Raw genomic sequence first — 19,604 nt, 5'->3', positions numbered from 1 at the left:
AAGGAGCAGCCCACCATGACCCCCATCGGTCGCCGGGTGGCCGTACTCGGCGGAAACCGCATCCCGTTCGCCCGTTCCGACGGGCCCTACGCCACCGCCTCCAACCAGGAGATGCTCTCCGCCGCGCTGGGCGGTCTGGTCGAGCGGTTCGGGCTGCGCGGCGCGCTGCTGGGGGAGTTCGTCGCGGGCGCGGTGGTCAAGCACAGCAGGGACTTCAACCTGGCCAGGGAGACCGTGCTGGGCAGCGCGTTGGACCGACGCACGCCCGCGTACGACGTCCAACAGGCGTGCGGCACGGGGCTGGAGGCCGTCATCCTCGTCGCCAACAAGATCGCCCTGGGCCAGATCGACGTCGGCGTCGCCGGCGGCGTCGACACCGCGAGCGACGTTCCACTGGCGCTCAACGACCGCCTTCGGCAGGTGCTGTTGCGGACCCGCAGGGCCAAGGGGTGGAAGAACAGGGCCCGTTCGCTGGCCGGGCTGCGCCCGGGACAGCTGCTGCCGGAGATCCCGCGCAACGCCGAGCCGCGCACCGGCCTCTCGATGGGCGAGCACGCGGCCCGCACCGCCGTGGAGTGGGGCATCGGCCGGGAGGCACAGGACCGGCTCGCCGCCGACAGCCACCAGCGGCTCGCCGCCGCCTGGGACGACGGCTTCTTCACCGACCTGGTCACCCCGTTCAACGGCCTGGCGCGTGACCAGAACCTGCGCCCCAACAGCACGCCCGAGCGACTGGCCACACTCCGCCCGGTGTTCGGCCTCGACGGCCCCAACCCCACGATGACGGCGGGGAATTCGACGCCGCTCACCGACGGTGCCGCCACGGTGCTGCTGGCCAGCGAGGAGTGGGCCGCCGAGCGCGGGCTGCCGGTGCTGGCGTATCTGACGCGCGCCCGCACCGGCGCGGTGGACTTCGTCGACGGGCCCGACGGGCTGCTCACCGCGCCCGCCCGGGTGGTGCCCGAGCTGCTGGACGCGGCCGAACTCACCCTGGGGGACGTGGACTTCGTGGAGATGCACGAGGCGTTCGCCTCCCAGGTGCTGGCCACCCTCGCGGCCTGGGAGGACGCCGAGTACGGCAAGCGAGCGCTGGGCCGACAGGGCCCGGTGGGCACCGTGGACCGGGCGCGGCTCAACGTCCACGGCTCCTCGCTGGCCACCGGCCACCCCTTCGCGGCCACCGGAGCCCGCATCGTGCCCTCCCTGGCCAAGATCCTGCACCGGGAGGCGGCGGGCCGGCCCGAGGGCGCGCCCCCGGTGCGCGGACTGGTCTCCGTCTGCGCGGCCGGCGGCCTGGGGGTGACCGCGCTGCTGGAACGCTGACCCGCGCCGGCGGCCCCGGGCGGGAGGGCTCAGGCAGGAGGAGACCCGGGACCCCGGACGACCCACGGACGGCGCGCGAACGACCCACGGACGGCCCACGGACGAGACGACCACGCAGGGACGAGCGAAGGCAGGGAACGGGAGCTGACATGGGCGTGAGGCAGGACATGAAACGCGTGCGGGCGCGCGGCGGTTGGGCGGACCGCGTGGTGCCCGAGCTGGTCACCGACGACGCCGGGGCGGTGCGGCGGGTCACGGTGCCGCCGCTGGTGGAGCCGCCCAGCGAGGGCTCCACCGCCGACATCCCGTTCCGCAACGCCGCCGAGGCCCCCGACGCGGTGGTGCTGCGGCGGAAGGAGGGCGAACGGTGGGTGCCGGTCACCGCCGCCGCGTTCGCCGCCGAGGTCAGCGCCGTGGCCAGGGGCCTGGTCGCCGCCGGCCTGCCACCCGGCGGCCGGGTCGCGCTGATGTCCCGCACCCGCTACGAGTGGGCCGTGCTGGACTTCGCGATCTGGGCGGCCGGCGGTCAGAGCGTTCCCGTCTACCCGACCGCCTCCGCCGACCAACTCGCCTGGCAGCTGGGCGACTCGGGCGCCACCCAGCTGATCGTGGAGACCGCCGAACACGCGGAGGTCGCCGAGCGCGCCGCCGCCGAGTTGCCCCAACGCCCGCGCCTGTGGCGGCTCGACGAGGACGCCCTGGGCCAGCTGGTCGAACTCGGCCGCGACACACCCGAGTCGGAGATCACCGAACGCCGCGCCGCCCTCACGCCCGACACCGTCGCCACCCTCACCTACACCTCGGGCACCACCGGCCGCCCCAAGGGCTGCGCGCTCACCCACGCCAACCTCCACGCCGAGACGGCCAACCTCACCGAGCTGCTGATCCCCGTCTTCGAGGAGGTCACCGGGCAGCGCCCGACCACCCTGATCTTCCTGCCGCTCGCGCACATCCTGGGCCGCACCATCCAGATCGCCTGCCTCGCCGGCCGCGTTGTCATCGGCCACTGCCCCAGCGTCAAGCCGGACGAGCTGCGGCCCGAACTCGCCTCGTTCCGCCCGACGTTCGTCGTCGGGGTGCCCTATCTCTTCGAGAAGATCCACGAGACGGGCCGCGCCACCGCCGAACGCATGGGCCGGGGCGCCTCGTTCGAGCGTGCCGACCGGATCGCGGTCGCCTGGGCCAGGGCCGAGCTGGACGCCTACTACGGGACCGGTCCCGGGCCTGGGCTCGGGCTGCGCGCCGCCAAGGCCCTCTACGACCTGCTGGTCTACCGCCGCGTCCGGGCCGCCCTCGGCGGACGGCTGCGCTACGCGATCAGCGGCGGCTCGCCGTTGGACGAGCGGCTGAGCCTGTTCTTCTTCGGCTGCGGGGTGCTGGTCTACGAGGGCTACGGCCTGACCGAGACCACCTCGGCCGCCACCCTCAACCCGCCGCTGGCCCCGCGCTTCGGCACCGTGGGCCAGCCAGTGCCCGGCACCTCGGTCCGGATCGACGACGACGGCGAGGTGCGGATCGCCGGCGGCATCGTCTTCGGCTCCTACTGGGCCAACGAGCCCGCGACCCAACAGGCCCTGAACGACGGCTGGTTCCACACCGGGGACCTGGGCAGGCTGGACGCCGACGGCTATCTGACGATCACCGGCCGCAAGAAGGACATCCTCATCACCAGCGGGGGGAAGAACGTCTCGCCCAGCGTCCTGGAGGACCGGCTGCGCGGCCGCCCGCTGGTCGGCCAGTGCATGGTGGTCGGCGACGGGCGCCCCTATGTCGCCGCGCTGATCACCCTCGAACCGGAGGCCAGGGAACACTGGTTGGCCGTCCGCAAGCGTCCACGCGACACCCCGATCGCCGAACTCCGCGAGGACCCCGAGCTGTTGGCCGACATCCAACGCGCGGTGGACTATGCCAACGAGGCCGTCTCCCGGGCCGAGTCCATCCGCCGTTTCACCGTGGTCGAGGGCGAGTTCACCGAGGAGAACGGCCTGCTGACGCCGTCCCTGAAGATCCGCAGAACGGCCGTGGCCGCCGCCTACGCGGAGCGGATCGAGGCGCTCTACGCCGAGCGACGCCAGGGAAACCCGGCCGGCTGAACCGGTGAGCATCGGGGGTCGACGTTCCGTTTGCGCCCGGTCCTGGCTGACTTCGAGTGGGTTCAAGAACGGGCCAGTTGACGCACTGACGCGGTGGCCGTCATGGCCTACCATTCGGCCAGGGTTCACGCGCTGTCCCCGAACGTGCCCCTGACGGTGATCGAGTTCGTGCGAAGGGCATGGGTATGGCTGAGCACGGTACGGACACTCTGGCTTGGCGCAAGAGCAGTTACAGCGGTGCCTCCGGCGGAGACTGTCTGGAGGTCGCGCGGGTGCACGGTGGGCTGGTCCCGCTGAGGGACAGCAAACGCGCCGGCGGCCCGGTGGTGGAGGTTCCGATGGCGGCCTGGCGGGCCTTCGTCGGCTCGGTCGAGGGCGAACGCCGCCGCGCCGAGCGCTGAACCCGTTCGCCCACGCGCGCTGAAACCGTTCACCCAGGCGCGGCCCAACCCGTGCGCCCACGCCCCAGAGAGGCGCCGTGCGGGGCACGGTTGCGCCGCGATGGCCCGGCGTTTGTCATTCGTTCGGTGGAACGAGCGGCGTAGCGGGGGAAGCGGCGGGGGCGCGACCAGAAGGATACGGTCGTGCCAGACGACGTGCTCAACGCCTTCCCGTTCTTCCCCCGCCAGGTCGCCGTTCCGCCGCTGACCCCACGGCAGCCGGCCTGCGGACGGTGTGGCCGGGCGCTGTGGCCCGACGTCACCGTGCCCGGCCGGCCGCCGGTCTGGGCCTGCCCGTTCTGCGGCACGCCCGAGGGCCGGTTCTGGCACCCGCACCACGGGCGGCACTGCCCGCACGGCTACCCGTGGCCACTGCTGCGCGACGCGCCAGCGCACCTGTTCATCTGCTACTGAACGAAGCGCGGGCCGGGAACGCGGCGGCTCAACGCCTCCCGGGCAGCGGGACGTTGGCCCAGTCCATGTCGGTGGCCAGATAGAAGCCGGGATGCGACGGCTGGTTGTAGGTGGTCTGCTGGCGGGCGACCTCGACGCGGTACTGGGGGTCGTGCATCAGGGTGTACAGCTTGTGGTCGGTGACCTCGGCGCTGGTGTAGATCCGGACCGCCGAACTGTCGAGGGTGGGCAGCAGCACCTCCTCGCGCCAGTCGCCGTGGATGTCGGCGACCAGCGAGGGGTTGCCCTTCCACCAGTTGTTGGTGGTGGTGCCCTCGGCCGTCAGCAGCGTCCCGCGCCGCCAGTCCTCGATGGTGGGGACCACATACTCCTCGGTGGTCGCGCCGCGCATCTGCTGGGTGGTGAGGTCGCCGGCCCACCGCACGCTCTGGTTGGCGGCCGGGTTCTCCCCGTCGATGGGCTCGCCCGTCGCGCTCCACAGCCCGACCGGATCGGCCGTCGGGTCCTCGGCCGAGTTCGCCCACACCTCAAGTCCCGGCCGGTCGGGGTCGATCTCGCCGACCATCGCCCGCGCCGTGTCCACGCCCGTGTAGCCGCCGAAGAGGACCTCCCCCGTCTCGGCGTCCCTGAGGGCGTAGCCGTAGGGAGCCGTCGTTCCCCCCTCGTGCGAGGTGAAGATCTCCAGTCCTGGGTTGGTGGGGTCGATGTCGGTGACGTGCATGGCGTCGCCGTGGCCGAGTTTGGCGGTGTCGCCGGGGGTGGGGGATTGGGGTGGGAGGGGTGCGGTGGAGGAGTAGAGGAGGTCGCCGTTGTCGTCGAGGGTGGCGGAGCCGTAGATGATCTCTTGTCGTCCGTCGTGGTCGATGTCGGCGGTGGACAGGGAGTGGAAGCCCTGGGTGGTGAGGGTGCCGTAGGTGGGGTGGGTGCCGTCGCGGCCGTGGGGGGAGTCGTTGAAGGGGTTGGTCATGGGGGTGTGGCCGGAGTCGATGGTCCACTGGGTGTGGATGTGGTGGCCGTCGAAGTGGTAGGCGGCGAGGGTGGTGCGGGTGTAGTAGCCGCGGGCGAAGACGGCGGCGGGGGTGTGGCCATCGAGTTAGGCGACGGTGGCCAGGAAGCGGTCGACGCGGTTGCCGGGTTCGATGCGGGGCATGGCGTAGTCGCCCCACAGCAGTCCGTCGTCGTCGCGGTCGGGCCAGTAGCGGACGGTGTCTCGCTCGCGGCCGCTGTGTCCGTCGATGACGGTCAGGTATTCGGGGCCGTCGAGGATGAAGCCTTCGAAGGCGCGGAGTTGGTTGCGTTCGGAGCGGGCGGGGGCGTACTCGTCGATGAAGTAGTCGGCCAACTCCTGGGCGTCCGCGCGGGTCAGCGGGTAGGTGTGGGTCGGGTCGATGCCGAAGGCTTCCTCCAGGGTGGCGGGCCAGTTCCCGGCCTGGACCTCGGGGTGGTCGGACCAGCCCTGGAAGGTGTCCACCAGGTGGTGGTAGTAGTCCTCGGCGGACAGGCGGTAGTCATCGGTGTGGCGTATCCCGGCGCGGACATCGTCCCGGGGCAGGGTGATGGGGCGGGTGCTGGTCGGCCGGCCCTGTGGGTTGTAGCGGGTGATCGTGGTGCCCGGCGCGGTCTTGAACATGATCTCCGCACGCCCGTTCCCATCGAAGTCATAGACCAGGAACTGGGTGTAGTGCGCCCCGGCGCGGACGTTGACCCCGAGGTCGACCCGGTGCAGCAGGGTGCCGTCCAACTCGTAGGTGTCCAGGTAGACGTTGCCGGTGTAGCCGACCTGGGAGACGTCCTTGGAGTTCGAGGGGTCCCACTTGACGACGAACTCGTATGCCCCGTCGCCGTTGACGTCCCCGACGCTCATGTCGTTGGCGGAGTAGGTGTATTCCTCCCCCGCCGGCGTCACCCCGCCCTCGGGGCGTCGCAGCGGGATCTCATGGAACCCCTCACCCGCCGCCTTAACCGCCTCGCTGGCCCGCCGCTCACGCCCGTCGACGATCGCCGCGACCCGGTAGGAGGAGTCGGTGGTGCCGGCCGAATCCAGGAAGTTCGTCGAATCCGTTACCGTCGCGATCGGCTCACCATCCCGATACACCCGGAAATCCACCCCGGTCAGGCCCGACTCCGAGTATCCGGTCGCCTCCGAACCCAACAACCGCCAACTCAAGAACACCCCCTCCCCACTCGCCACCGCCACCAACCCACGATCCAACGCCTCCAACTCAGGACCACGATCCCGACCGTGGCGACCGTTCCCGGGGCGCTCACCGTCCGCCACCGCGCCCGGCGCGCCGCCGAGCAGGGTCGTCGCGGTCAGGAGCGAGGCCAGGGCGGCGGTCGCCAGCCGGCGCGCTCGCCTGCTGTGTCGCATGGTGCTTCCTCTCTGGAACGGGGTGGTGCGGGGCGGCGGGGCCGGGGACCGGGCGTCCGTGGCGGCGAGGGTGCTCCGCCACGGACGCGTCCGGAATGCCGGCGCGGGCCGGCTGCGGTCAGCAGCTGTTGTCGGTGCTGTTCTGGAAGGTGATGTCGATCGTCACGTTCTCGCCGCAGGGGTTCTCGGTGAGCCGGGAGTTGACCAGGGTGAAGCCGCGCAACGTGATGTCGCGGTTGTTGGCGAACTCGGAACGGGCCGCCAGCCGGACCTCACCCCCGCCCGAGATGGTGCCGCCCTGGCTGGCGATCGTGACGTTGTAGCAGTTCTCGATGAGAATCGCGTTGTTGCCGGTGTCGGCGATGTCCACCCGGTCGATGACCGCGCCGCCGCTCTGCGAGACGCAGAAGATGCCGCGCCCGCCACCCCGCGCGATGACCTCGCCCACGCGGATGTTGGTGCTGTAGTTGTTGAGCGCACCGTTGCGGTTGGCCATCCGGAACGCCGCATAGCCGGTGCCGGTGGCCACATCGGTGGCGCGGATGGTGCCGATGTCGGCGTTGATCGTGTCGTTCAGCAGCAGCCCCGACTCGCCGACCGAGGAGGCGGTGATGGTTCCGGCGGTGAAGCCGTCCACCCCGTAGGTCTCGACGGCGTGGCTGCCGGCGCCCGAGATGGTCGCCGAGTCGATGCTGACGTTGGTGGTGCGCTGGCTGGTGTCGCCGTGGTTGTCCACGCGGATGCCGAGCCCACCGTTGAGTTCCATGGTGATGTCGCCCATCGCGACGTTGTGGGCGTTCTGCACGAAGATCCCGAAGTACGGGGCGCCGTGCATGTTCTCGACGTAGGGGATCGCCACGTTCTGGGCGTTGCGCACCCGGATCGGGGCGTGGGTGGCGGCCATCTGGCCGGTGACGTTGAGCGTTCCGCAGACCTCCAGGGAGGTGTGGCTGGGGAGGTCGAGGGACTGGTTGGCCGGCACGTCGCCGGAGCCCCGCACGACGACGGACTCCATGCTGGTGCGGCCCGGGGTGAGGCTGGCGACCCCGGCGCGCATCGCCTCCAGCATCGAACTCCCGCTGTAGCCGGGGGCGTTCCAGGTGTTGCCGTCGCGCGTCACCTCGGCGTCATAGCTGCCGTCGCCGCAGGCCAGGGGGCGCGGGTCGGCGGTCGTCGAGGGGGTGTCGGCCGCCTCGTCGGCCATGGCCGTCAGGCCGGTGCCCGAGGCGAGAACGGCCGCCAGCGCGGCGGCCAACAGGGCGAACCGGCGTCGGGTGCGAGAAGGGAGTGCGGCTCTGCTTCCCATCGCTGCTCCTGAGTGGGGGAGGGGAGGCCGGGGGTGTCATGGCGTGTGAATCGACCGGGCGGAACGGGCAGAACGAGGTGAATCGATTCATTAACGGCGACATCTCCGGTCCTCCGGTGGAGAGGTGCTTGGATGTGCTCGCTGAACGCGGGCGCCTGGAGCGCTCGCGGTCTGGCAGTATGGCAACGGGCCCTGGGTCGGTCAATGAAACCGACGGGTTCCGCTGGGGTTGAAACGTTTGCGATGGGACGGCGCGCGACGCCGGCCCGCGTCACAACGCCGCGTGCCAGGCGCGGAGTTGGTCCACCGCCTCCGAGGTCAACCCGACCGTCGGATCGATCGGAACCAGCAGCGTCGGCGCGCTCCGCGCCCGCATCCAGGTCCACGCCTCGGGCGTGTGCGCGTCGTCCACCCAGGCCACCGGGCGCTCCGCGCCCACATGGGCCGCGATCGCCGGCACCTTCTCCGACGGGTCGAACGGGACCGGCGGGAACCGCACCACCGGCCAGGTGGGCAGGCCGAGAACGGGGGCGATGTGCTCGTTGGCCCCGTCCTCCCAGCCGGTGGCCCAGGCGAGTTCGAAGTGTTGGGCCAGGTCCACCAGCCAGGGCCCGTGGTCCAGGCAGAGCCGGACCGGCTCCTCGTCCGGGAAGAACGGGAACTCCCGGTAGCCCTCCGGGCAGGTCTCGGCGGCATAGGGGTTGAGCGCGCCATCGACGTCCATCAGAAGGAGGGGGCGGGGCGCGGGAGTCGCGTCGGCGTCGGCGTGTGGCGCGTGGGCGGCGGGCGGGTCGATGGTCATGAGGGCGATTGAACCAGGGCGCCTTCCGGGCGGGTCAACGGTTCGGCGGAAGCAACGGGCCCTGGTGGGAGGGAGGTCGCGCGCCGCTCGCGCGGGGCGCCTCCGGCGGGTGCCGTCGGGCGGCGCGCCCGGCGGGCCGGCCCCGTCGCCGAGGCGCGGCAACGGGCGGTAGGGGAGCGGTGGTTGCGCGCCTTGCCGGGGCGCCCCGGCAAGGGTGCGGTTCTGCGCTGTCGCGGGGGTGCGGCAAGGGTGGCGGAGTGGCGGGTGTTGGCTCCCGCGTGTGTGGGCGGCGGGTCGGTGATGGACGCGGTGTCGCCCTGGGCGCGCGACCGGGAGCGGGCCGGCGCCGACGTGGCTCGGACCCCGTCGCCGAGGCGCGGCAACGGGCGGTAGGGGAGCGGTGGTTGCGCGCCTTGCCGGGGGTGCCCTCGCGGGCGGCGTCCGGCGGTGGAGGCGGTCCGTTGCCCTTCGTCGGGTCGCGGCAACGGGCCGCAGTGGAGCGGCGGTCGCGCCGCCCCGCGGGTGACATTCGCGTGGGCGCGCCCCGCGCGCCCACGTTCGCGTTCGCCGGCCGGCCCCCGAAGGGAAAGTCACGACGCGCCCCTTGACGCCCTCGCGGCGGCGTTGGAACACTCCCTGAGGCGCTCAGCAAGCGCTTACCTCACGCATTCCCCACGCACTCCCCACCCCGGACCGCCGCCCGAAGGGCTCCCACCTCGGATGCCGCCCCCGCTTCGCGCGTCGAGAATGAATCGATTCACCAACTCGGCGGCGGTGCCCGGCGAGCCGGCCCGCCCCGACGAAGGGACCACAGCATGAACGATGCGACCGCCGCCCGACCGCGCCAACTGGCCGGCGAGAGACGGACCGTGCGCCCGTTCCGCGCGCTGGCGCTGGCGCTGGCCGCCCTGGCCCTTGCCGCGCTGCTGGGACTCGCCCTGCCCGGCACGGCCCTCGCCGACGAGCGGCCGCCCGGCGACGCCGCCGCCGACCAGCCGACCGTGTTCATCGCCAGTGACTCCACCGCCCAGAGCTACGGCGCCGACTTCGCGCCTCAGGCCGGCTGGGGGCAGCTGCTCGACCGGTATCTCGACGAGTCGGTGACGGTCGCCAACCACGCGATCGGCGGGCGGAGTTCGCGGACCTTCGTGGAGGAGGGGCGGCTCGACGCGATCCTCGACCAGATCCGGCCGGGCGACTATCTGCTGGTGCAGTTCGGGCACAACGACGCCACCATCAGCCGGCCCGACCGTTACACCTCGCCCGCCGACTTCAAGGAGTACCTGCGCGACGACTACATCGGCGGCGCCCTGGCGCGGGGCGCCACGCCCGTCGTGGTGACGCCCGTCTCGCGGCGGGTCTTCGACCCGGCGAGCGGCGAACTGGGCGTCTCCTTCCCGGAGTACGCCCAGGCGGCCCGCGAGGTGGCGGCCGAGGAGGGCGTTCCGCTGCTGGACCTGGGGCGGGCCAGCCATGACTATCTGAGCGGAATCGGCGCGTTGGAGTCCACGGCGGTCTTTCTCCATGTGCCGCCCGGCGTCTATCCCAACCGGCCCGGCGGCACGATCGACGAGACCCACTTCCAGACCTATGGCGCCGACCGGATGGCCCGCCTGGTCGCCGTCGAGATCGCGGGTCTCGGGCTGCCGCTCTCCGACGCGGTGGTGGGCACCGAGCCGACCGGCCCGCGCCCGGCCCGGCCCGACCGGCCGCAGGCCGCCCAGGTCGGCCACGACGGGGCCCGGCTGAGCTGGGAGCCGGTGGACGGCGCGACGCTCTACCGGATCGAGGCGCGGCCGGCGGACGAGCCGCGCGGCGCGTGGTCGGTGGTCGCCGTCTCCCCGATTCCGCTCGCCGACGTCACCGGGCTGGCCGAGGCGACGCGGTACGAGCTGCGGCTGATCGCCGTCAACGACCGCGGCCCGTCGGCCCGTTCGAAGCCGTTGACGCTCACCACGGCCCCCGCCGACCTGCGGCTGGACTTCGGTCCCGCCGGCAGCCCGGTGGCCGAGGGCTATCTCGGGGTCGGCCCGGAGTCCGGCTACCCCGGCGAGCAGGGGGTCGGCTTCGCCGAGGGCGCCGCGCCGGCGGGCGCGGCCGATCGAGGTCCGGCGACGGACGCGCTCAGCAGGGACTTCGTGCTGGGCGCCGGGGGCGAGTACCGGCTCGCGGTGGACGTCCCCAACGGCACCTACGCCGTCTCGGCGACCGTGGGCGACCCGGCCGGCCCCTCGCGGACAGGCTTCGCCCTGGAGGAGTCCGACCGGGGCCAGGTGATCGGGCACCCGGGCGCCATGACGCGGCAGACGTTCACTCAGGTCACGGTCGCCGACGGCCGGTTGGACCTGCGCCTCTACGGCGAGACCGGTCATCTCAACGCCCTGGAGCTGAGCCGCGTCAGCTGAGTCCACATCAACTCCACGACCCATGAAAGGTGTTCACCCTCATGCGCAGCAGAGCCGCAGGGGCGCGCTTCGCCGTTCTCGCCACTTTGGTGGTGATGGCGACCGTCGCCTACCCAGCCGTAGCCCAACCGCCCAGACCGACATCGGAAGACCAACCAGCGGTAGCAGCACGGGAGATGGAGGCACTCGACCGCGCTCCGGTCGCCGTTCCCACCGAGGATGGCGTGCTGGTGAGCTGGCGGCTGCTGGGCCTTGACCCGGAGTCGATCGCCTTCGACGTCTACCGGGACGGCGAGTTGGTCAATCCCAGCCCCCTGACCGGCGCCACCAACCTGGTGGACCCGGACGGCAGCGTCGACTCGGTCTACCGGGTGGAGGCCGTCGACGAAGGTCAACCCGTCGACGAGACGGAGGAGTTCGGGGTGTGGGCGGGCCAGTACCGAGACATCCCCGTCAACCGGCCCGAGGGAGGGGTGACCCCCGACGGGGTGGAGTACACCTACCACCTCAACGACGCCTCGGTCGGTGACCTGGACGGCGACGGACGCTACGAGATCGTCCAGAAGTGGGAGCCGAGCAACGCCAAGGACAACTCCGCGTCCGGGTACACCGGCAACACCTATCTGGACGCCTACACGCTGGACGGCGAGCAGCTGTGGCGGATCGACCTGGGCCCCAACATCCGCTCGGGCGCGCACTACATCCAGTTCCAGGTGTACGACCTGGACGGCGACGGCTCCGCCGAGGTCACCCTGAAGACGGCCGACGGCACGGTGGACGGCGAGGGCACCGTCATCGGCGACGCGCACGCCGACCACCGAAACGACGGCGGCTACATCCTGGAGGGCCCCGAGTTCCTGACCGTCTTCGACGGCGCGACCGGCGCGGCGCTGGACACGATCGACTACGAGCCGGGCCGGGGAGACATCTGCGACTGGGGCGACTGCTACGGCAACCGGGGCGACCGTTTCCTGGCCGGGGTCGCCTATCTGGACGGGGAGCACCCGTCGGTGCTCTTCGCCCGTGGCTACTACACCCGCACCACGGTCGCCGCCTACGACTTCGACGGGAGCCGGCTGAACCGGCGTTGGTTCTTCGACTCCGACGAGGCGGGCGCGCGGTACGCGGGCCAGGGCAACCACAACCTCGCGGTCGGGGACGTGGACGGCGACGGGCGCGACGAGCTGGTCTATGGCTCGATGGCGCTGGACGACGACGGAACTCCGCTGTACAGCACGGGACTTGGGCACGGGGACGCCGCGCACCTGAGCGACCTGGACCCGGACAGGCCGGGGCTTGAGGTCTTCGCGGTGCACGAGAGCATGAGTGCGTCGGGGAACCGGGGCGGCACCTTCCGGGACGCGGCCACCGGCGAGGTGCTCTACGGGATGCCGGCCGACACCGATGTCGGGCGCGGCGCCGCCGCCGACATCGACCCGGCCCACCCGGGTGCCGAGGCGTGGGCGGTGACGGCGGACGGCGCCTGGAACTCCCGTGACGGCGAGCTGCGTTCGGCCGCCGGCGAGCTGTTGGGCACGTCGATCCCTTCGGCCAACTTCGTGATCTGGTGGGACGGCGACCCGCTGCGGGAGATCCTGGACCACGACTTCGAGGAGGGGGTGGACCCGGCGGGCGCCCCGTTCATCGCCAAGTGGGACCCGGAGGCGGGCGAGCAGCGGGTGATCTTCCGACCCGAGGGCACCTACAGCAACAACTACACCAAGGGCAACCCGGTGCTCCAGGCCGACCTCTACGGCGACTGGCGCGAGGAGGTGCTGCTGCGCACCCAGGACGAGTCGGCGCTTCGGGTGTTCACGACCGACGAGCCGACCGAGCTGCGGCTGCCGACGCTGATGCACGACCCGCAGTACCGGACGGCGGTGGCCTGGCAGAACACCGCGTACAACCAGCCGCCGCACCCGAGCTTCTTCGTCGGCGAGGGCATGGAGCGGCCGGCGCCGCCCCGGATCCGGTACGCGGACCGCCCGTGACGGAACCCCCGTTGAGCCGCTGAACGACTCAGCCCCGAACGTTCCGCCCCGGCGCGGCCCCACCGCCGCGCCCGGGGCGGAACGTGGGAAAAGGCGCGGGTCGGAGGGGGTGAGGGCGGGTAGGGTCGGTGGCCGTAAGCGCTTTCCATCTGGAGGCAATCCACGTGGCCCCGCCGGTAGCCCCGCTCGAACACCGATACCGGGGCGAACACCCGGTCCGTACCCTCGTCTGGCTGCTCCGCCCCGACCGCTGGCGGATCGCCCTGGCGTTCGTGGTCTTCACCGTCAAGCACAGCCCCGTGTGGCTGCTGCCGCTGACCACCGCCGCCATCGTCGACACCGTCGTGGACCATCTGCCGATCGGCAACCTCTGGTCCAGCGCCGGTCTGGTGCTGGCGATCCTGCTCGTCAACCTGCCCCTGCACCTGCTCTGGGTGCGCCTGATGTACGGCAGCGTGCGGCGGATGGGCACCGCGCTGCGCTCCGCGCTCTGCACCCGGATGCAGCAGCTGTCCATCGGCTACCACCACCGCGTCAGCGCCGGCGTGCTCCAGGCGAAGGTGGTGCGCGACGTCGAGACCATCGAACAGATGGTGCAGCAGACCTCCGAGATGGGCCTGGGCGCCGTCACCGTGCTGATCGGCGGCCTGGTCATCATCGGCCTGCGGGCCCCGGAGTTCCTGCCGATCTTCCTGGTGGTCGTGCCCTGCGCCGCCCTGCTGGTGATGCGGATGCGGCTGCGACTCCGCACCCGCAACGAGCACTTCCGCCGTGACGTCGAGCAACTCTCCACCCGGGTCGCCGAGATGACCCGGCTGATCTCCGTGACCCGGGCCCACGGCCTGGAGGAGAGCGCCCTGCGCCGCATGAACGGCACCCTGCGGCGGGTGTTGGACTCCGCGCTGCGCCTCGACCTGCTCAACGGCCGGGTGGCGTCGGCCTCCTGGGTCCTGCTGAACACGCTGGGGCTGTCGTTCCTCACCGGCGCCGCGCTGGTCGCCTACTACGAGGTGTGGGACGTCAGCGCCGGCGACGTGGTGATGCTCAGCGCGTTCCTCGCCACCCTGACCAACTCGACCACCACGCTGCTCTCCCTGATGCCCGTCGTCACCAAGGGGTTGGAGTCGGTCCGCTCGGTGGGCGAGGTGCTCCAGGCGCCGGCCCTGGAGGAGAACGAGGGCAAGGCCGAAGTCACCGCCGTGCGGGGCGCGTTCACCTTCGACGAGGTGTCCTTCGGCTACGAGGGCGACGAACGGCGGCCCGCCGTCAGCCGGTTGAGCCTGACTGTCTCGCCCGGCGAGACGATCGCCCTGGTCGGGGCGTCGGGCGCCGGCAAGTCCACCGTGCTCAACCTGCTCATCGGCTTCGAACACCCCACCCGGGGACGGCTGTCGCTCGACGGGGTGGACATGAGCGGCCTCGACCTGCGGACCTACCGCCGCTTCGTCTCCGTCGTCCCCCAGGAGTCGATCCTCTTCGAGGGCACCGTCCGGGAGAACGTCGCCTACGGCATGGACGACGCGGACGAGAACGCCGTGCGGGAGGCCCTCGCCGCCGCCAATGCCCTGGAGTTCGTCGAGCGGTTGCCCGGCGGGCTGGACGCGGTGGTGGGCGAGCACGGGGCGCGGCTCTCCGGCGGCCAACGTCAACGGCTCGCGATCGCCCGGGCGTTGATCCGCGACCCGAGGGTGCTGATCCTCGACGAGGCGACCTCGGCGCTGGACACCCGTTCCGAGGCGCTGGTCCAGCAGGCCCTGAGCCGGCTGGTGCGCGGCCGGACCACCTTCGTGGTGGCGCACCGGCTGTCCACGATCAGGGGCGCGGACCGGATCGTGGTCCTCGACCACGGGGAGATCGTGGAGAGCGGCACCCACGAGGAGCTGCTGGCGCGCGGGGGCGCCTACGCGGCGCTCACGGCGGGGCAACTCAACTGACGTGCGACGCGCGGTCCTTCGGCCGGCCCGCCGCTCATGCCGTTCGCCCCGCTCATGCCGTTCGCCCCGCTCACGCCGGCGCGTTGGCGGCGGCGCGGCGCTGGCGGGCCGCCTCGTAGAGGACCACGCTGGCGGCGTTGGCCGCGTTGAGCGAGCTGGCCGAGCCGGTCATCGGGATGGACACGAGCACGTCGCACCGCTCCCGCCAGGCCGCGCTCAGGCCACGGGTCTCGTTGCCGACGAGGAGCAGCACGGGCCCGGTCAGGTCGCAGGCGTCGACCGGGACCGTGCCGCCCTCGTCGGTGCCGACCACGGTCACCGGGCCGCCGAGCGGGGCGGCCTCGGCCAGCCAGGAGAGCACCTCCCGATGCCCGGGGGCGCGCACCACGGGGAGCGCGAACAGCGAACCGGTGCTGGCCCGCACCGACTTGGGGTCGTAGACGTCGGCGGCGTGGCCGGTGACCACAAGGCCCGAGGCGCCGAAGGCGTCGGCGGAACGGACCAGGCTGCCCACGTTGCCCGGGCTGGTCGGCCGGTCGAAGACCACCCCGAGGAAGCCGTCGTCGACCGCGATCCTGGACAGCTCGTCGGGCGGCAGCTCGGCGACGGCCACCAACTCGGGCGGGCCCTCGTCCTTCTCGCCCAACTCGGCCAGCAGCTCGGACGCCATCGCCACCCGCTCCGCCGGGACCTCGGCCAGCAGCCGGCGGGCCCAGGCGGTCGGTGGGCGCTCCGCGTCGTGGATCAGCGTCCTGATCGGCCAACCCCGTTCCACGGCGAGGGAGATGGGGCGCACGCCCTGCACCAGGAACTCGCCGGCGCGCTGCCGCTTGGTGCGGTTGGTCAGCTGCGCCTGCCACTGCTGGAAGCGCGCGTTCCTGGTCGTGATCCGCCGCACCGCCACCTGGCTCCCACCTGGCCCCACCTGGCCCCACCTCGAAGAATTCGCCCTGCCGGGGGCAGAGGCTACACGCCGGCACGGCCGTCGTGCCTCCCGAGCCCGCCCCCGGCCCGGCGGCGTCGAGGGCGCCGTGCGGTCAGCCGTCTCCGTGCTCGACCGTGACCACGACCTTGCCGACGTGCGCGTTGGACTCCAGCAGGCGATGGGCGTCGCCGATCCGTTCCAGGCCGTGGAGGACCTCGCCGACCACCGGCCGGAGGGAGCCGTCCTGGACCCCGCTGGCCAGGAAGGCGTTGACGCGCCGCCGGCCCTCGGCCGTGGACGTCATCTCGACGTTGTTGTAACCGTGCACGGTGAGCGGCCAGTTGAGCGGCATCCGCATGGTCCCGCCGCCGAGCCAGCCGTAGGTGACCACCGTTCCGCCGGTGGTCGCGGCGGTGGCCAGCTCGGGAAGGCCGGGCCCGCCCACCGCGTCGAAGACCAACTCGGCGCCCCGGCCGTCCGTCAGCCGCCGCACCTCCTTCGGCACGTCCTCCTCGTCGGAGACGATCACCCGCGCGGCGCCGAGGTCCAGCAGGCGCTGCCGCTTGGCGGCGGTGCGGGTGACCGCGACGGGGAACGCGCCGATGCGGGCGGCGGTCTGGATCGCCGCGACGCCGACGCCGCTGGAGGCGGCGTTGATCACCACATGGTCGCCGGCGCGCAGCCCGCCCACCTCCACCAGCCCGCCGTAGGCGGACGAGTAGGCGAGCCAGAGCGCGGCGCCGGTGACGGCGTCCAGCGGGGCCGGGCGCGGCAGCACCGAGTCGACGGGCAGCACCACCCGTTCCGCGTAGACGCCCTGGGCGCTCATCTCGATCCCGGGGCCGGTCAACACCGGGTCGCCCGGGGCGAACGCGGTGACGCCGGCGCCCACCGACTCCACCACGCCGGACGCCTCGTAGCCGAGGCGCGAGCCGGGCAGGGTGGCCGGGTAGTAGTAGTCGCCGGAACGGAAGAGGGCCTCGGCGCGGTTGAGCCCGACGGCGTCGACGCGGACCCGGACCTCACCGGGGCCCGGCTCGTCCAGGGCGACCTCCCGCAGGGTGAGGACCTCGGGGCCGCCGATCTCGTCGAAGAACACGGTGCGGGCGCGCGTCGCGCGCGGTGTCCGGGGTGCGTGGGTCGTGTCCGTCGTGTGTGCTCTGTGGGTGGTGTGCGTTGCCATGTGGGGAACGCTACGGACGGGTCGCTGGACGCCCCATGTCCCACGATCTCGCAGTTTTGTCCGATCGTCTCTCGCCCTGGACGGTTGGCGAGATGGCCCGGCGGCCTAGGATCGAGGACGTGGATGTACTGAGCGACGCCATCGCCGCGATGCGCACCGGGGTTCCGCACTCGTCGCGGACGCGTTGTTCGGCGCCCTGGGGGATGAGGTTCCCGGCGTCGGAGGGCGCCGGTTTCCATATCGTGCTCCAGGGCTCGTGCTGGCTGTTGCCGCCCTCGGGCGGGGAGCCGCTCGCGCTCTCGGCCGGGGATGTCGTGTTTCTGGCGCAGGGCGGGGTGTACGGTCTCGCCGACGCGCCGGACACGCCCCTGGTCCCCGTGGTGCGGCGGGGCGAGGAGTGGGTGTGGGAGGCGCCGCCGGAGGCGGGCGGCGGGCCCACCACGCTGCTGCTGTGCGGCGCCTACCGGCTCAGCCGCGCGCGTCCGCACCCGCTGCTCGCCGAGCTGCCGGCCGTCGTCCATCTGCCGGCGCGGATCGGGGCACATCGGGCGCTGCGCGCGGCCGTTGACCTGCTCGGCGGCGAACTGGAGGCGCCGGGGCCGGGCTCGGACGCCGCGATCCCCGCGCTCCTCGACACGTTGCTCCTGTACATCCTGCGGGCCTGGCTGGCCGACCACTCCGAGCGGGCGACCACGGGCTGGGCCGCCGCCCTGGCGGACCCCGCGATCGCCGAGGCGCTCGACGCGATCCACCGGGACCCGGCCCACCCGTGGACGGTCGCCGGGTTGGGGCGGCTCGCCGGCCTGTCCCGGGCCGCGTTCGCCCGGCGGTTCACCACCGTGGTCGGTCAGCCGCCACTGGCGTATCTGACCTGGTGGCGGATGACGGTCGCCGGGCGGCTGCTGGACTCGACCGAGGCGCCGCTCCGGGTCGTCGCCCAACGCAGCGGCTACAGCTCTGAGTTCGCGTTCGCGAAGGCGTTCCGCCGGGAGCTGGGCATGTCGCCGGGGCAGTACCGGAACGGCGAGCGGGCCGCCGCCCGTTCCGCCCGCTCGGCGCGAGCGGGGGAGCCGGCGGCGGCCCTGGCGGTGCCGGACCTGGCGCCCTGACCGAGGCGCGGGTTCAGTCAGCCAGCCCGGCGGTGGAGTCGGTGGTGACCAGCAGCGCGGCCAGGGGTTCGAGGCGGTCGACGGTGAGGTGGACCGTGTCGCCGGAGACCTCGGCGCGCACCCGGTTCTGGCCACCTATCGGGGCGCTCTCGGCCGCGTTCTGGGCGGAGTTGAGCACCGCCAACACGGAGAGCCCGTCGGCCGCGCCGAGGCTGCTGCCCGGCACGGACACCGTGCGGCCGGTCAACTCCGCGTCGGGGGAGGGGTTCCACAGCAGCGCGGCGAACCGTCCCGCGCCGTCGTCGGTGGCCATCGCGTCCGGCACCGCCGGGTCGGTCCACGCGACGGACGAGACGGCGCCGAGCGCCTGGTAGGCGATCAACGAGCGCAGCTGGCCGGTGAACCCGAAGTGCCCGTTCTCGATCACGTCGGCGCGCATCATGCCCTGAAGGTTCACGTAGAAGATCATCCGGATGCCGCCGGAGAGCTTTCCCGCGCGCTCGGCGTTCCACAGGTCGCCGAGGATGAACCCGGGCGAGTTGGCGATCTCCAGCGCGACGCTGTCGTCGCCGTACTCGGTCACATAGGTCTCGCGGCCCGGATAGTCCCGCAGGTCCTGCCAGCCACCGTAGGTGTGGTAGGAGAGGTGGTTCATGTCCTGGCGGGCGAAGTGGTGTTGCCAGATCCCCGACTCGGGGAAGGCGGTCGAGGGGCCGAGGATGCCGTTGACATCGCCCTGCATCTCGGTGACCAGCCGGTCGAGGTAGTAGGCGTACTCGTCGACGTCGTCCGGGTTGGCGACGAACCACACCCCGTCGGGCTCGTTGAGAACCTCCACGAACCGGACGTTGTCATAGCGGCGGTAGAGGTCGGCCGCATGGGCGACATAGGGGCCGTCGGCGATCTCCCGGATGGTCTCCTCGGGCTGACGGCCGTCCTGGGCCCACCAGTTGTCGTAGCCGTCGACCGCCGAACCGGTGATGATCATGGGCAGCCCGGCGTCCCTGGCCCGGGCCACCACGGTCTCGACGCTGGCCGGGTCGTCGGTGACATGCCCGGTCTCGTTGTCCCAGCGCAGCCAGGCGTTCGGCAGCACGGCGTGGATCTTGGCGAACGACGCCTGGGTGAGATCCCAGTTCCGCCACTGCTCTGGGATGTCGGGGATCACATAGATGCCCAACCGCTCCGGATGGATGGGGGTGTTGCCCAACGCGGCCCGGGCGCCGGCGCGCGCGGTGGGCTCCGCCGCGCCCGCCAGGCGGGACGCGCCGAGCAGCGCGGCACCGCCGAGCGCGGTGGCGCCGGCTC

At 72.4% G+C, this 19,604-nt stretch carries 13 protein-coding genes and 3 pseudogenes; 8 read left to right on the top strand and 8 right to left on the bottom strand.

Annotation, left to right across the window (positions count from 1 at the left end; genetic code table 11):
- Window positions 1–15: 15 nt before the first annotated feature.
- From EBN88_RS12580 to EBN88_RS12565, 4 genes are all read left to right on the top strand, one after another.
- Window positions 16–1,323, top strand: a complete 1,308-nt coding sequence (locus EBN88_RS12580; protein WP_122183938.1) for an acetyl-CoA C-acetyltransferase — start codon at window positions 16–18, stop codon at window positions 1,321–1,323.
- A gap of 149 nt (window positions 1,324–1,472) precedes the next feature.
- The gene (locus EBN88_RS12575; RefSeq protein ID WP_122183937.1) at window positions 1,473–3,416 is read left to right on the top strand and encodes an AMP-dependent synthetase/ligase; all 1,944 of its coding nucleotides are present in this window, start codon (window positions 1,473–1,475) and stop codon (window positions 3,414–3,416) included.
- A 185-nt stretch (window positions 3,417–3,601) separates the two neighbouring features.
- On the top strand, window positions 3,602–3,817 hold the full coding sequence (locus EBN88_RS12570) for a DUF397 domain-containing protein (RefSeq protein WP_122183936.1): 216 nt from the start codon (window positions 3,602–3,604) through the stop codon (window positions 3,815–3,817).
- 183 nt (window positions 3,818–4,000) lie between these two features.
- The gene (locus EBN88_RS12565) at window positions 4,001–4,270 is read left to right on the top strand and encodes a hypothetical protein (protein WP_122183935.1); all 270 of its coding nucleotides are present in this window, start codon (window positions 4,001–4,003) and stop codon (window positions 4,268–4,270) included.
- A gap of 28 nt (window positions 4,271–4,298) precedes the next feature.
- Here EBN88_RS12565 and EBN88_RS32575 read toward each other — a convergent pair.
- The 5 genes and pseudogenes from EBN88_RS32575 to EBN88_RS12550 form a co-directional block, all read right to left on the bottom strand.
- Window positions 4,299–5,900, bottom strand: a pseudogene (locus tag EBN88_RS32575) (rhamnogalacturonan lyase family protein).
- A pseudogene (locus EBN88_RS32695) lies at window positions 5,877–6,203 on the bottom strand (rhamnogalacturonan lyase family protein); the annotation flags it as partial. The pseudogenes EBN88_RS32575 and EBN88_RS32695, both read right to left, overlap by 24 nt.
- Window positions 6,204–6,239: 36 nt before the next feature.
- Window positions 6,240–6,641, bottom strand: a pseudogene (locus tag EBN88_RS32690) (rhamnogalacturonan endolyase family protein); the annotation flags it as partial.
- A gap of 118 nt (window positions 6,642–6,759) precedes the next feature.
- The gene (locus tag EBN88_RS12555; RefSeq protein WP_122183934.1) at window positions 6,760–7,947 is read right to left on the bottom strand and encodes a right-handed parallel beta-helix repeat-containing protein; all 1,188 of its coding nucleotides are present in this window, start codon (window positions 7,945–7,947) and stop codon (window positions 6,760–6,762) included.
- Between the two features lie 271 nt (window positions 7,948–8,218).
- Window positions 8,219–8,749: an HAD domain-containing protein gene (locus EBN88_RS12550; RefSeq protein WP_122183933.1), complete on the bottom strand. Its 531-nt coding sequence runs from the start codon at window positions 8,747–8,749 to the stop codon at window positions 8,219–8,221.
- 815 nt (window positions 8,750–9,564) lie between these two features.
- Between EBN88_RS12550 and EBN88_RS12545 the strand changes: the two genes are divergently transcribed.
- From EBN88_RS12545 to EBN88_RS12535, 3 genes are all read left to right on the top strand, one after another.
- Window positions 9,565–11,154: a GDSL-type esterase/lipase family protein gene (locus EBN88_RS12545; protein WP_122183932.1), complete on the top strand. Its 1,590-nt coding sequence runs from the start codon at window positions 9,565–9,567 to the stop codon at window positions 11,152–11,154.
- A 41-nt stretch (window positions 11,155–11,195) separates the two neighbouring features.
- Window positions 11,196–13,145, top strand: coding sequence for a rhamnogalacturonan lyase (locus tag EBN88_RS12540; protein ID WP_158621363.1), 1,950 nt, complete (start codon window positions 11,196–11,198; stop codon window positions 13,143–13,145).
- 164 nt (window positions 13,146–13,309) lie between these two features.
- On the top strand, window positions 13,310–15,079 hold the full coding sequence (locus tag EBN88_RS12535; protein ID WP_122183931.1) for an ABC transporter ATP-binding protein: 1,770 nt from the start codon (window positions 13,310–13,312) through the stop codon (window positions 15,077–15,079).
- Window positions 15,080–15,149: 70 nt separating this feature from the next.
- Here EBN88_RS12535 and EBN88_RS12530 read toward each other — a convergent pair whose 3' ends face one another.
- Together EBN88_RS12530 and EBN88_RS12525 are read right to left on the bottom strand one after the other, a co-directional pair.
- A complete protein-coding gene (locus EBN88_RS12530; RefSeq protein ID WP_122183930.1) occupies window positions 15,150–15,983 on the bottom strand; it encodes a TrmH family RNA methyltransferase in 834 nt (277 codons plus the stop codon).
- Between the two features lie 133 nt (window positions 15,984–16,116).
- Window positions 16,117–17,187 carry a zinc-dependent alcohol dehydrogenase family protein gene (locus EBN88_RS12525; protein ID WP_122183929.1) on the bottom strand — a complete coding sequence of 357 codons (1,071 nt, stop codon included), beginning with the start codon at window positions 17,185–17,187 and terminating at the stop codon, window positions 16,117–16,119.
- 119 nt (window positions 17,188–17,306) lie between these two features.
- Here EBN88_RS12525 and EBN88_RS12520 point away from each other — a divergent pair, with 119 nt between their 5' ends.
- Window positions 17,307–18,296, top strand: a complete 990-nt coding sequence (locus EBN88_RS12520) for an AraC family transcriptional regulator (protein ID WP_122183928.1) — start codon at window positions 17,307–17,309, stop codon at window positions 18,294–18,296.
- Between the two features lie 13 nt (window positions 18,297–18,309).
- Here the strand turns inward: EBN88_RS12520 and EBN88_RS30530 are convergent.
- The coding region (locus EBN88_RS30530) for a hypothetical protein (protein WP_325052746.1) at window positions 18,310–19,604 on the bottom strand (1,295 nt) is incomplete at its 5' end.

Source organism: Streptomyces triticirhizae, assembly GCF_003696235.1.
Lineage (GTDB): Bacteria > Actinomycetota > Actinomycetes > Streptomycetales > Streptomycetaceae > Streptomyces > Streptomyces triticirhizae.
Note: the sequence above shows the minus strand (reverse complement) of the source record. Positions and strands in the feature narration are given on the sequence as shown.

Bases quoted from the DNA above. Each gene is read 5' to 3' on its own strand.
- EBN88_RS12580 (WP_122183938.1), top strand. From the start codon at position 16: ATGACCCCCATCGGTCGCCGGGTGGCCGTACTCGGCGGAAACCGCATC.
- EBN88_RS12540 (WP_158621363.1), top strand. From the start codon at position 11,196: ATGCGCAGCAGAGCCGCAGGGGCGCGCTTCGCCGTTCTCGCCACTTTG.
- EBN88_RS12575 (WP_122183937.1), top strand. From the start codon at position 1,473: ATGGGCGTGAGGCAGGACATGAAACGCGTGCGGGCGCGCGGCGGTTGG.
- EBN88_RS12555 (WP_122183934.1), bottom strand. From the start codon at position 7,947: ATGGGAAGCAGAGCCGCACTCCCTTCTCGCACCCGACGCCGGTTCGCC.
- EBN88_RS12570 (WP_122183936.1), top strand. From the start codon at position 3,602: ATGGCTGAGCACGGTACGGACACTCTGGCTTGGCGCAAGAGCAGTTAC.
- EBN88_RS12545 (WP_122183932.1), top strand. From the start codon at position 9,565: ATGAACGATGCGACCGCCGCCCGACCGCGCCAACTGGCCGGCGAGAGA.
- EBN88_RS12550 (WP_122183933.1), bottom strand. From the start codon at position 8,749: ATGACCATCGACCCGCCCGCCGCCCACGCGCCACACGCCGACGCCGAC.
- EBN88_RS12525 (WP_122183929.1), bottom strand. From the start codon at position 17,187: ATGGCAACGCACACCACCCACAGAGCACACACGACGGACACGACCCAC.